This is a genomic window from Paraburkholderia sp. RL18-101-BIB-B (assembly GCF_046026985.1).
Taxonomy (GTDB): Bacteria; Pseudomonadota; Gammaproteobacteria; order Burkholderiales; family Burkholderiaceae; genus Paraburkholderia.
On record NZ_JARESV010000033.1, the window covers coordinates 55,023 to 68,143 of the forward strand.

Annotated in this window: 9 protein-coding genes and 1 pseudogene; 7 read left to right on the top strand and 3 right to left on the bottom strand. The window is 62.3% G+C overall.

What is annotated here, in order from left to right; genetic code table 11:
• Positions 1-54: 54 nt before the first annotated feature.
• Entirely contained in the window at positions 55-1,101 is a 1,047-nt protein-coding gene (locus P0D73_RS32770) for a sugar ABC transporter substrate-binding protein (RefSeq protein ID WP_116117844.1), read from the bottom strand.
• A gap of 255 nt (positions 1,102-1,356) precedes the next feature.
• Here P0D73_RS32770 and P0D73_RS32775 point away from each other — a divergent pair, with 255 nt between their 5' ends.
• The 3 genes from P0D73_RS32775 to P0D73_RS32785 are packed head-to-tail and all read left to right on the top strand — an operon-like array spanning position 1,357 to position 4,302.
• The gene (locus tag P0D73_RS32775) at positions 1,357-2,238 is read left to right on the top strand and encodes a MurR/RpiR family transcriptional regulator (protein ID WP_132373667.1); all 882 of its coding nucleotides are present in this window, start codon (positions 1,357-1,359) and stop codon (positions 2,236-2,238) included.
• Positions 2,231-3,259 (top strand): inositol 2-dehydrogenase, encoded by a 1,029-nt coding sequence (iolG, locus tag P0D73_RS32780; protein ID WP_408316673.1) that lies wholly within the window; start codon positions 2,231-2,233, stop codon positions 3,257-3,259. Before P0D73_RS32775 ends, iolG begins: the two co-directional genes overlap by 8 nt.
• A complete protein-coding gene (locus tag P0D73_RS32785) occupies positions 3,259-4,302 on the top strand; it encodes a Gfo/Idh/MocA family oxidoreductase (RefSeq protein ID WP_408180659.1) in 1,044 nt (347 codons plus the stop codon). The genes iolG and P0D73_RS32785 overlap by 1 nt, the downstream gene beginning before the upstream one ends.
• A 162-nt stretch (positions 4,303-4,464) precedes the next feature.
• Here the strand turns inward: P0D73_RS32785 and P0D73_RS32790 are convergent.
• Positions 4,465-5,375, bottom strand: a pseudogene (locus P0D73_RS32790) (integrase core domain-containing protein); the annotation flags it as partial.
• Positions 5,376-5,537: 162 nt separating this feature from the next.
• On the opposite strand from P0D73_RS32790, the gene P0D73_RS32795 reads away from it, so the two are divergent.
• Together P0D73_RS32795 and galU are read left to right on the top strand one after the other, a co-directional pair.
• Positions 5,538-8,417, top strand: coding sequence for a valine--tRNA ligase (locus P0D73_RS32795; protein ID WP_408316674.1), 2,880 nt, complete (start codon positions 5,538-5,540; stop codon positions 8,415-8,417).
• Between the two features lie 70 nt (positions 8,418-8,487).
• Positions 8,488-9,369 (top strand): UTP--glucose-1-phosphate uridylyltransferase GalU, encoded by an 882-nt coding sequence (gene galU, locus P0D73_RS32800; RefSeq protein ID WP_342960359.1) that lies wholly within the window; start codon positions 8,488-8,490, stop codon positions 9,367-9,369.
• Between the two features lie 114 nt (positions 9,370-9,483).
• Here the strand turns inward: galU and P0D73_RS32805 are convergent, their stop codons facing one another.
• Positions 9,484-9,711, bottom strand: a complete 228-nt coding sequence (locus tag P0D73_RS32805) for a sulfurtransferase TusA family protein (RefSeq protein ID WP_026225937.1) — start codon at positions 9,709-9,711, stop codon at positions 9,484-9,486.
• Between the two features lie 205 nt (positions 9,712-9,916).
• Between P0D73_RS32805 and P0D73_RS32810 the strand changes: the two genes are divergently transcribed.
• Positions 9,917-12,268: a UvrD-helicase domain-containing protein gene (locus P0D73_RS32810; protein ID WP_408434587.1), complete on the top strand. Its 2,352-nt coding sequence runs from the start codon at positions 9,917-9,919 to the stop codon at positions 12,266-12,268.
• Positions 12,265-13,059, top strand: a complete 795-nt coding sequence (locus P0D73_RS32815; protein WP_408434590.1) for a 5'-methylthioadenosine/adenosylhomocysteine nucleosidase — start codon at positions 12,265-12,267, stop codon at positions 13,057-13,059. The genes P0D73_RS32810 and P0D73_RS32815 overlap by 4 nt, the downstream gene beginning before the upstream one ends.
• The last annotated feature ends 62 nt before the right edge of the window (positions 13,060-13,121 follow it).

Sequence of the window (13,121 nt, forward strand, 5' to 3'; positions counted from 1 at the left end):
CCCGCCTGTATCGAAGCGGTGCCCGCCGTGCGCGTGACTAACTAGCGTAAAGAATCAGCGGTACTGACCTGCGTACTTGATAACCTTGTCGAGGTTTTCCTTGGTGATGAAACCCGGGCCCGAGCGAATGTTCTTCGGCCCATAGGACGGTGCGAGGCCATAGGTTGCGAGCCGTTCCTTGAACTTCGGATTGGCTTCGAGAATCTGGCGGATCTTCGCGGGGTCGGTGGTGTGCTCTTTCTTCACGATCGCCAGCACCGCCACGGGGATGTAGCCCTGCAGGTACGGCTGCTGGTCGATGGCGAACTGGATCGTGCCGTTCTGGATCGCCTTGGCGATGTCGTCGGAGAAGTCGAACGTGCAGAAGTAGATCTTGCCCGCCAGACCCATTTGCGTGACCGCTTTCAGCGTGGCCGAAGCCGGGGTCGGTCCGAGTGTCAGGATCGCGCCGGTGTTCGGGTGGTTGCGCAAATACGCGCTGACCTTCGATTGAATCTCGGTCGGATCCTGGCCGGAGTCGATAGTGGAAGCCTTGTAGTCGACGCCGAGCGCTTCGGCGAAACCACGGCAACGATCGAACGACACCGTATTGGTGGCGATGTGGTTCACGCACAGGAACGACTTCACGCCCGCGGCCTTGGCTTTCTCGCCGGCCGCTCTGCCCGCGACGTATTCGGGTTGACCCACATGCATGATCGCGCCGAGCTGCGCGCTCTGTTCCTCCGTGCCCGAATTGATCGTGACGAGCGGAATCTTCTTCGCGGTCACCTTGTTGATCGAGCTTTTCAGCACGTCGAAATCGGCGATGGTGACGATCACGCCGTCGTAGTTGCGCGCGGCCGCCTGCTCGATCAGACGCGACATGTCGGCGATGTCGCCGTTCGGCGGATTGCGGTAGTCGGTCTCGACGTTGAAGTCCTCGTCGGCCTGTTTGATGGCGTTCTTGATGGTGTTCCACCACGAATCCGAATCCGGCGCGTGGCTGATCAGCACGAAGTGAGCGTCAGCCGCGCGGGCGGCCGAGGCCGCGCCGAATCCCGTCGCCAACGTCAGTGCCGTCACCAGAATCCTGAGCGTAGCCTTGCCCTTGCAAAGTCTCATTGTCTCCACCTTTCTCGGTATGTCGTTTTTGAAGGGAGCGTCTGGCCAACCCGGGTGTTGCCACCAAAGCACCATCGCTCACGACCAAGATTAGGCGATCTTCCAAGTCGTTGCAATGAAAATTTCATTACAAATAAAAATAGAAAATACATTCCATTTGACGGGGCGCCTGCCTATAATCGGCAGCGTCAGGAGGCCGTGCGGCGGGCGTTCGGAGCGTCTGCGGCACTGCAATAAAGCACCCGAGAGAGAGCCATGGCGGAAGAGAGCACCGAGGAATTGCCTAGCGTCGAAGAATTGATGCAGCGCATCGCGGAAAACTACGACGCGTTGCCGCGTCAGTTGAAGAATGTCGCGACCTATATCGAGCAGCATCGCTCCAGTGTGATGGTGGATCGCACCAGCGACATCGCCGCGAGTTGCGGCGTGCATCCGTCCGCCGTGGTGCGTTTTGCGCAGCGCTTCGGTTTTTCCGGTTTCTCCGATCTGCAGGCGGTGTTTCGGCAGGCTTACACGGGTCAGGGCAGTTCGTCGCCGAGCTATCAGCAGCGCATTCGCAAGCTGATCGACGAGAAGCCGGGCGCGTTGTCCGGCGGCTCGGTGGCGCGCGAATTCATCGCGGCCTCGCGTGGCGGTCTCGAAGAACTGGAGGCGGGGCTCGACGACAAGGAGTTCGACGCCGCCGTGAAGATGCTGCAGCAGGCCGACAACATCTACGTGATCGGCGTGCGGCGCTCGTTTCCGGTGGCGAGCTATATCGTCTACGCGCTGCAGCACACGCCTAAGCGCGTGCACCTGGTGTCCGGTTTCGGCGGCATGTACCGCGAGCAGATTCGCAGTGTGAAAAAGGGCGACGTGGTGATCGCGATCAGCTTCGCGCCCTATGGCAAGGAGACGCAATATTGCTTGCGGGTCGCGCATCATCACCAGGCCAGGACGCTGGTTATTACGGATAGCCAACTATCTCCGCTCGCGCGTTATGCAACCACGCAACTGTATGTGAAAGAGGGCAGCGCGTTCGCGTTCCGCTCGCTGACCAGCACAATCTGTTTGTGCCAGGCGTTGTTCATCGCGCTCGCGTACAAGCTCGAATTGAATGTTGAAGAATCCAAAGACACTGGAGGATACGATGACTGATGGGGCAAATCAGGCGGCAAAGACGATCGACGTGGCGGTGTTCGGCGCGGGGCGCATCGGCAAGATTCATGCGGCGAATCTTGCGCGGCAGCCGGGCGTGCGGCTCAAGTACGTGGTCGACGTGAATCGTGAGGCCGCCGCGGCGCTCGCCGCCGAGCACGGCGCGCAGGTCGCGGATATCGACGGCGCGATGGGCGATGCGTCGATCGGCGCAACGGTGATCTGTTCGAGCACCGACACCCATGCCGATCTGATCATGCAATCCGCCGCGCAGAAGAAGCATGTGTTCTGCGAGAAGCCGGTCGATCTGACGCTGGAGCGCGCGCGGGCTTGCGCGGCAGCGGTGGAGCGCGCGGGCGTGGTGTGCATGATCGGTTTTCAGCGGCGCTTCGATCCGACGTTCTCCGCGTTGAAAGCGCGGCTCGACGCCGGCGAGATCGGCACGCCGGAAATGCTGGTGGTGACGAGCCGCGATCCGGGGGCGCCGCCGGTCGAGTACATCAAGCATTCCGGCGGCATTTTCAAGGACATGCTGATTCACGATTTCGACATCTTCCGTTGGATTCTCGACGACGAGGCCGACACGCTGCACGCCACCGGCAGTTGTCTGAGCGACCCGGCGATCGCCGACGCGGGCGATATCGATTCGACCGCGGTGACGATCCGCACTAAGCGCGGCCGCCTGTGCCAGATCAATACCGCACGGCGCGCCGCATACGGTTACGACCAGCGCTTCGAAGTGCTGGGCAGCACCGGCATGTTGCAGGCGGGCAATATGCGGCCCACGGAAGTCACGGCGTATTCGAAAACCGAGGTGTCGAGCGACGTGCCGGAAGCGTTTTTCCTCGAACGTTACCGCGCGGCTTACGCGCATGAAATTGCGCATTTCTTCGATGCGGTGACACATGACAAACCGGTGCGCACGACCGTCGCCGACGGCTTGAAAGCGCTTGAACTCGCCGAAGCGGCGACGCGCTCGTGGCGCGAGGGCCGCGCGATCAAACTCGGCGAGGCATCGTGATGGCGGCCGCCGCGGCGCGGGTTCGTGTGGGCGTAGTCGGCCTCGGGCGGCTCGGCAAGCGGCACGCGGAGAATCTCGCGTATCGCGTGCCGGGTGCGTCGCTCGTGGCGGCTTGCAGTCCGGTGGAGGAGGAGCGGGCGTGGGCGCGGGAAGTGTTGCCTGCGCCGCGACTGTACGAGGATTACGCGAAGTTGCTGGCTGATCGCGAGGTGGATGCGGTCTGGCTCGTCACGCCGTCTTCGTTGCACGCGCAGCAGATCGTCGACGCGTTGCGGGCCGGCAAGCATGTGTTCTGCGAGAAGCCTTTGTCGCTGGATCTCGCCGAGTGCGAGAGGGTGCTGGCCGAGGCCGCGCGCTATCCGCATTTGCAGGCGACCATCGGGTTCATGCGGCGCTTCGATCCGAGTTACAAGGACGCGTTCGACAAGATCGAAGCCGGCAAGATCGGCCGGCCGTTTCTTGTGCGCTCGCAGACGGCGGATCAGAACGATAGCGATGGTTTTTTTGTGCGTTTCGCGGCGACGTCTGGCGGGATTTTTCTCGATTGCACCGTGCACGATATCGATGTGGCGCGCTGGCTGCTGGGTCGGCCGCGCGCGAAACGCGTGTTTGCGGCGGGTGTTGCCGCGATGCATGAAGGGCTGCGTGAGTTCAGCGATGTCGATAACGGTGTCGCGATCTGCGAGTTCGAAGACGGCAAGCTGGCCATGTTTTATGCGTCGCGGACGCAGGCCCATGGTAATGACACGCATAGCGAAGTGATCGGCACGGCTGGAGCGCTTGCTATTGGACGTAATCCGCGGGCTAATCGGGTTGAGATTTATGATGCCAGCGGGATTCGGAACGAATGTACGGCGAATTTTTTTGATCGTTTCGAGGAGGCGTTTTTGTTTGAGGCTAGGGCGTTTGTTGCGGCGGTGCAGGGTGGGGCGGTGTCTTCTGCTGCGCGGGCTGGGGCTTCGCTTGCTGATGCGTTGGAGGCTACGCGGATTGGGATGGCGTTGCGGGAGTCTTTGTTGAAGGGGGAGGCGGTTGCGTTGTGAGGTTGGGTTTGGTTTTTTTGGGGTTTTGGCCTTTCCTTGATTTGTTTGTGGTCTATTAGCGTTGCCCCTGTGCGGGGCGGCACTTACTTTTCTTTGCCGGCCGTGTATGGACCGGAGACATGGGTAACAGGTGTGCGGAGACATGGGTAACACATGATCCGCTCATTCCTGCTGGTTCAGGTTGATGGTTCCGAAACGGTGATGCGCAAAAAACAGGTCGTAGCAGTTCTCTTCACCGACGCGCTCGCGGATGGCCACGGGCAGGTTCTGCAATGCCTTCGACACCTTGAATCGCCGGTTCCTGAAGCGTAGTTCACCGTTCCACTTCACGCACTGCACGAGGTCGTTTTCGCCGTACTCGATCGGCGGCAGAATCTCGGGGTAGGCGCGCGGACTGGGGCGATAGCGCGTGACTGGGGTCGCCATGTCCAGCGCCTGATGCGGGCGCTGATGGTTGTAGACCGAGCGCCCTGCATCGAACGCCTGCTGGGCGCTGCTCAGGTCCCTGAAATGGCGCCCGGCGATCACCTCGGCCTTCAGCGTGCGGTGAAACGCTCCTCCTTGCCGTTGGTCTGCGGATGCGCCACGCGGCTGTGCGACAGTCGCACGCCCAGCCGGATGAGCCAGATGGCCAGTTCGGTCAACTGGCCCGGCTGGCTGGGGCTACCCCACGGCGAACCGTTGTCCGCGTTGATGCGCAGCGGCAGCCCGTAGCGGCGGAACGTGCGCTCCAGATGATGCTGCCCGATCCGGGTGTCAGTGCAGATGCAGGCGTCGAGTGTCACGTTGTAGCGCGAATGATCGTCCAGCATGGTCAGTGGCGAACAGTGCCGTCCGTCCTGCAGGTCGAACCAGCCCTTGAAATCCATCTGCCAGAGATCGTTGGGCTGCGCATGCTCGAAGCGCTGCCAAGGCGTGGCGGCGTCGGAAGCAGCCGGGTCGATCAGCCCGTGGCGATGCAGGATGTCCGTCACAGTGCTGGGGGCGGGCTCGTCCGTGTGACCCAGATCACGCAGACGCCGGCTGATCTTGCGTCCACCCCAGGCCGGATGCGCGCCCCGCACAGGGGCAACGCTAATAGACCACCAGGAACTCAAGGAAAGGCCACCCCCAAAAGCCCCATCCACCAAAGCGCCGCAGGCAAAAAGCCATCCGATCAAATTCCCAAAAATCCCCCACCGCCAGGCGCCGCTTATAATCGACCATTCCCAGCATTCACCAGCCGAACCGACACAATGAGCGAGACCCCGAGCGACACCACCTCCACGCTTGCCAAAAGCTTCGAGCCCCACACCATCGAAGCCCACTGGGGCCCCGAATGGGAAAAGCGCGCCTACGCGACGCCCTCCATCGAGGAAAACCGGAAAGATTTCTCGATCCAGCTGCCGCCGCCGAACGTCACGGGCACCCTCCACATGGGCCATGCCTTCAACCAGACGATCATGGACGGCCTCACCCGCTATCACCGCATGCTCGGTGAAAACACCCTGTGGGTGCCGGGCACGGACCACGCGGGCATCGCCACGCAGATCGTCGTCGAGCGCCAACTGGACGCGCAAGGCGTCTCGCGCCATGACCTAGGCCGTGAAAAGTTCGTCGAACGCGTCTGGGAATGGAAGCAGGAATCCGGTTCGACCATCACGAACCAGGTGCGGCGTTTGGGCGCCTCAATCGACTGGTCGCGCGAATACTTCACGATGGACGACAAGATGTCGGCCGCCGTGCGCGATGTCTTCGTACGCCTGTATGAACAGGGCCTGATCTATCGCGGCAAGCGCCTCGTGAACTGGGACCCGGTGCTGCTCACCGCCGTCTCCGACCTCGAAGTGGTCAGCGAAGAAGAAAACGGCTCGCTCTGGCACATCCAGTACCCGCTCACGGACGGCTCGGGCCATCTGACGGTCGCCACCACGCGCCCGGAAACCATGCTCGGCGACACCGCCGTGATGGTCCACCCGGAAGACGAGCGCTACGCGCACCTGATCGGCAAGACGGTCACGCTGCCGCTGTCGGGCCGCGAAGTGCCGATCATCGCGGACGACTACGTCGACCGCGAATTCGGCACCGGCGTCGTCAAAGTCACGCCCGCGCACGATTTCAACGACTATCAGGTCGGTCTGCGCCACAAGCTGCCGCAAATCGAAATCCTCACGCTCGACGCCAAAATCAACGAGAACGCGCCGGAAAAATACCGCGGCCTCGACCGCTTCGAAGCCCGCAAGCAGGTGGTGGCCGACCTCGAAGCGCTCGGCGTGCTCGAATCGGTCAAGCCGCACAAGCTGATGGTGCCGCGCGGCGACCGTACCGGCGTCGTCATCGAGCCGATGCTGACGGACCAATGGTTCGTCGCGATGAGCAAGCCGGCGCCGGAAGGTACCTTCAATCCGGGCAAATCCATCGCCGAAACGGCGCTCGACGTGGTTCGCGGCGGCGAAATCAAGTTCGTGCCGGAAAACTGGACCACCACCTACTACCAGTGGCTCGAGAACATTCAGGACTGGTGCATCTCGCGCCAGCTCTGGTGGGGCCATCAGATCCCGGCGTGGTATGGCGAAAACGGCGAAATCTTCGTGGCGAAGACCGAAGAGGACGCGCGCGCCAAGGCCGCGGCGGCCGGCTACACGGGCGCGCTCAAGCGCGACGAAGACGTACTCGACACGTGGTTCTCGTCTGCTCTGGTGCCGTTCTCGTCGCTCGGCTGGCCGAATGAAACGCAGGAACTGAAGCACTTCCTGCCGTCGTCGGTGCTGGTCACCGGCTTCGACATCATCTTCTTCTGGGTCGCGCGCATGGTCATGATGACCACGCACTTCACCGGCCAGGTGCCGTTCGACACGGTGTACGTGCACGGACTCGTACGCGACGCCGAAGGCCAGAAGATGTCGAAGAGCAAGGGCAATACGCTCGACCCGATCGATATCGTCGACGGCATCGGCCTCGACGCGCTGGTCGCCAAGCGCACCACCGGCCTGATGAATCCGAAACAGGCCGCGTCGATCGAAAAGAAAACCCGTAAGGAATTCCCCGACGGCATCCCCGCGTTCGGCACCGACGCATTGCGCTTCACGATGGCCTCGATGGCCACGCTCGGACGCAACGTCAACTTCGATCTGGCGCGCTGCGAAGGCTACCGCAACTTCTGCAACAAGCTGTGGAATGCCACCCGTTTCGTGCTGATGAACTGCGAAGGCCACGATTGCGGCTTCGGCAAGCCGGAACAATGTGGCGAATGCGGTCCGGACGGACATCTGCATTTCTCGCAGGCCGACTTCTGGATCGTTTCACGTCTGCAGCGCGTGGAAGCGGAAATCGCCAAGGGTTTCGCCGATTATCGTTTTGACAATGTGGCCAACGCCCTATACAAGTTCGTATGGGACGAATACTGTGACTGGTATCTCGAACTCGCCAAAGTTCAGATCCAGACGGGTCAGCCGAACCAGCAGCGCGCAACACGCCGCACGCTGCTGCGCGTGCTCGAGACGGTGCTGCGACTGGCGCATCCGGTGATTCCGTTCATCACCGAGGCGCTGTGGCAAAAAGTGGCGCCGCTGGCCGGGCGTTATCCCGAGGGCAAAGCCGAGGGCGAAGCGTCCATCATGGTGCAGCCTTACCCCGTTGCCGAACCGTCGAAAATCGATGAAGACGCGGAGCAGTGGGCAGCCGACCTGAAAGCGGTGATCGATGCGTGCCGGAATCTGCGTGGCGAAATGAATCTGTCGCCGGCGGTCAAGGTGCCGTTGCTCGCTACCGGCAATGCGGAGCGCCTGCGCACGTTTGCTCCGTACGCACAGGCGTTGGCCCGTTTGTCCGAAGTTCAGATCATTGCCGACGAGGCAAGCCTGGACGCGCAGGCAGATGGCGCGCCAATTGCTATCGTAGGGAACGACAAGCTCGTGCTGAAGGTCGAAATCGACGTGGCAGTGGAGCGGGAGCGGTTGTCGAAGGAGATTGCACGGTTGAGCACGGAAATCATCAAGTGCAACGGCAAATTGCAGAATGAGAGTTTTGTTGCAAAGGCACCGCCGGCAGTCGTTGAGCAGGAGCAGAAAAGACTGGCAGAATTCGAAGCGACGGTGGGCAAGCTGAAAGCCCAGCTGGCGCGTTTGCCGGTCTGATCATGCTCCGTGTCCGCCCCAAGAGGCGGGCAAGGACCGATAGCTAATCCAGAGGATTCAGGGTAATCACATGCTAAAAGTTACAAAGGCGGTTTTTCCGGTAGCAGGTCTTGGCACCCGGTTCCTCCCTGCCACGAAGGCTAGCCCGAAAGAGATGCTCCCGATTGTCGACAAGCCACTGATCCAGTACGCGGTCGAAGAGGCAATGGCAGCCGGCATCACCGAAATGATCTTCGTCACGGGCCGCAGCAAGCGCGCGATCGAGGACCACTTCGATAAGTCATATGAAATCGAGGCGGAACTCGAGGCGCGCGGCAAGGACAAGCTGCTCGAACTGGTGCGCAGCATCAAGCCGAGCCACGTGGACTGCTTCTACGTGCGTCAGCCGGAAGCGCTGGGCTTGGGCCACGCGGTGATGTGCGCCGAAAAACTGGTGGGCGACAATCCGTTCGCCGTCATCCTCGCGGACGACTTGCTGTACGGCACGCCGCCCGTCATGACGCAGATGATCGAGGTGTTCGACCACTATCACAGCTCGGTGATCGGCGTCGAAGAGATTCCGGCTCAGGAAACCAAGTCGTACGGCATTGTCGACGGCAAGGAGTGGGAAGACTCGATCATCAAGATGTCGGGTATCGTCGAAAAGCCGGAGCCGAGCTTGGCGCCGTCGAATCTCGGCGTGGTCGGCCGCTATGTGCTGAAGCCGCGCATCTTCGAACATCTGCGCGCGCTGAAGCCAGGCGCAGGCGGCGAATTGCAACTGACCGACGCGATCCAGTCGCTTCTGGCCGACGAGCAGGTGCTGGCGTACAAGTATCACGGCACGCGTTTCGACTGCGGCAGCAAGCTGGGTTATCTGAAGGCGACGGTCGAGTTCGCCTTGCGTCACCCGGAAGTGGCCGCCGATTTCGAAGAGTATCTGCGTACTCGTTCGCCGGTGCTGGAAGGTTGAGCGGGCTTCGGCAGCTAGGATTCCGGAAGCGTTGAACCGAAGTAAAAGGCGCTGTGCCCGCGAACGCGGGGCACAGCGCCTTTTTTTGTTGGAGCGTGAATCAGGACACGGGCTTCAGCGACGCCTCATCAGGAAGGTGAAGACCTTGTCGTGCGCGGAGCTTTCGACGATTTCATTGCCGGTTTGCTTGGCAAACGCGGCGAAATCGCGCTGTGAGCCTGGATCGGTGGCGAGCACCTTGAGAATCTGGCCGCTTTCCATGTCGGCGAGCGCCTTCTTGGCGCGCAAAATGGGCAGCGGGCACATGAGCCCGCGTGCATCGACTTCCTTGTGAATCTGAATTTGCATCGACGACGACCTTCGGGGACTGGGCGTCTGTTTTGACGCCGAAGGCTCAAATTCTACCGCAGGCTTACCGTGGTCGCTCGGGCGGCGGTTTTCTTGGGGTGTCGGCCTTTCCTTGAATCGATGATGGTCTATCGGCCCCAAAAAACCCTACCCCCTCCGGGGCATATAATGTCGAACGAACTGCCGCCCCTCCTAAAAAATGCCCGACCTGCTAGCCAATCTAAACCCCGAACAACACGCCGCCGTCACGCTCCCTAACGAGCCGGCGCTCATTCTCGCCGGCGCCGGCAGCGGCAAGACCCGCGTTCTGATCACGCGCATCGCGTGGCTCATCCAGCACGGCCTGGCGTCGCCCGCCACGATTCTGGCGGTGACCTTCACCAACAAAGCGGCCCGCGAAATGATGTCGCGTCTGTCGGCGCTCCTGCCGATCGACACGCGCGGCATGTGGATCGGCACCTTCCACGGTCTGTGTAACCGCATGCTGCGCGCGCATCATCGCGACGCGGGCTTGCCGGCCACCTTCCAGATTCTCGATACCGCCGACCAGCTGTCCGCGATCAAGCGTCTGATGAAGGGCCTCAATATCGACGACGAAAAGTACCCGGCGAAAAATCTCCAGTACTTCATCAACAACGCCAAGGAACAAGGCCTGCGGCCGAAAGACGTCGACGCCACCGACAACTTCAACCGTAAATTCGTCGAACTCTACGAAGCCTACGACCAGCAATGCCAGCGCGAAGGCGTGGTCGACTTTCCGGAACTGCTGCTGCGCTGCTACGAACTGCTCGCGCACAATCCGCCGCTGCGCGCCCACTACCAGGCGCGCTTCAAGCACATTCTGGTCGACGAGTTCCAGGACACCAACAAGCTGCAGTACGCATGGCTCAAGCTGCTGGCGGGGCAGACCAACTCGATTTTCGCCGTCGGCGACGACGACCAGTCGATCTACGCGTTCCGCGGCGCGAACGTCGGCAATATGCGCGACTTCGAGCACGAGTTCAGCGTCCGCCATCTGATCAAGCTCGAGCAGAATTACCGCTCGCACGGCCATATTCTCGACGCCGCCAATCAACTCATCGCCAACAACTCGCGCCGTCTGGGCAAGAATCTGCGGACCGACGCGGGTCACGGTGAACCGGTTCGCGTGTTTGAATCCGCGACCGATTCGCAGGAAGCCGGCTGGATCGTCGAGGAAATCAAGGCGCTGATCAGCACCGGCACGTCGCGCAGCGAAGTGGCGATTCTCTACCGCAGCAACGCGCAGTCGCGCACGATCGAACACACGCTGGTCAACGCGGGCATCGCGTACCGCGTGTACGGCGGCTTGCGCTTTTTCGAGCGCCAGGAAGTCAAGCACGCGCTCGCCTATCTGCGCCTGATCGACAATCCGAACGACGACACCGCGTTCGCCCGCGTCGTCAATTTCCCGACGCGCGGCATCGGCGCGCGCTCCATCGAGCAACTCGCGGACGCGGCGCGTCTGTACAACTGTTCGATGGCCGCGGCGATTCCGTATGTGGCGGGCAAGGCGGGTTCGAGCCTTGCGGGCTTCGCGAACCTGATCGGCAAGATGCGCGCGGAAACGCAGCAGATGAGCCTGCCGGAAACCGTCGAATACGTGGTTCGCACGAGCGGTCTCGCGGAGTTCTATCAGAACGAGCGCGAAGGCCAGGACCGGCTGGAAAACTTGCAGGAACTGGTCAACGCGGCCGCCGCGTTCGTCAGCGAAGAGGGCTATGGCATGGACACGCCGGCGCGCTCCATTCCGCTGCGGCCGGGCGCGACCGCCGCGCCCGAACTGGCCGTCGCCACCGACGATCCGAACACCGTCGTGCTCGACGCGCCCGGCATCGCCGATCCGGCGCAAAACCCGGACACGATGACGCCGCTTGCCGGTTTCCTGTCGCACGCATCGCTCGAAGCGGGCGACAACCAGGCGCAAGCCGGCCAGGAAGCCGTGCAACTAATGACGGTGCACGCCGCCAAGGGCCTCGAGTTCACGGCGGTGTTCATCACCGGTCTGGAAGAGGGGCTGTTCCCGCACGAAAACAGTGCGATGGAGTCGGACGGTCTGGAAGAGGAACGCCGCCTGATGTACGTGGCGATCACGCGGGCCAAGGAGCGGCTGTATCTGTCGTTCGCGCAGAGCCGCATGCTACACGGCCAGACGCGTTACAACATTCGCTCGCGTTTCTTCGACGAACTACCGCAGGAAACGCTCAAGTGGCTCACGCCGAAGGTCGAGGCGGGCGCGCGCTGGGGCGGCCGTTCGGACAACGCGGGTTATGGACGCGACTGGTTCGCGCGGCCGGGTTATACGGGGGCCGCGTCGTCGACGCCGGCGCCGTTGCCCGCGTTCGCGAACGAACAGCGTGCGGCGGAAACGGGTTTCCGCGTCGGCCAGCAAGTGTTCCACACCAAGTTCGGCGAAGGCACGATCACCGCGCTCGAAGGCGGCGGCACCGATGCGAAGGCGCAGGTCAAATTCAAGCGGCACGGCGAGAAGTGGCTGGCGTTGGCGGTTGCTAAATTGCAGGCGGTGGAATGAGCGGGGCGAACGCTGCCGTGCCGGTGTCACATCGGCCGCTCGGGATTCTGGCGGCATTGCCGCAAGAACTCGGCGATCTGATCGAAGCGATGCGCGCCGAGTCGGGCGTGCGCACCATCACGCATGGTCAGCGGGACTATCACCTCGGCACCGTCCACGGCGCGCCGTGCGTCGTGACGCTGGCGCGCGTCGGCAAGGTCGCGGCAGCGGCCACGGTCAGCGCGCTGATCCATGCATTCGACGTGGAAGCGATCGTCTTCACCGGTGTGGCCGGCGGTGTGGGGAGCGAGGTGCGGGTGGGTGATATCGTCGTCGCCGACGCGCTGCTGCAGCACGATCTCGACGCGTCGCCGCTGTTTCCGCGTTTCGAGGTGCCATTGCTGGGCATCTCGCGATTCGACGCCGATGCGGCGCTCGCCGATCAGCTCGCCGCAGCCTGTGAGCGCTTCGTCACGGAGGAGGGCGTGGCTTCGGCGGCGCGTTTCGGCACGCGCGAGCCGCGTGTGCATCGCGGTTTGATCATCAGCGGCGATCAGTTCGTGGCTAGCGCGGCGGGCGTGCAGGCGTTGCGCGACGCGCTGCCGGATGCGCTCGCCGTGGAGATGGAAGGCGCGGCGATCGCGCAGGTCTGCTACGAATACGGCGTGCCGTGCGCGGTCGTGCGTACCGTCTCGGATACCGCCGACGATCACGCGCCCGAGTCTTTCGTGTCGTTTCTCACGGACATCGCCGGGACGTATTCGAACGCGATTCTGACGCGGTTTCTAGAAGCGCGCAGTTCGATGGCCTGACGGCCGGCGTCGAGGGGCGCGTGTCGACGCATTCACTACGACACGCGCTTTGGCCACGCCGC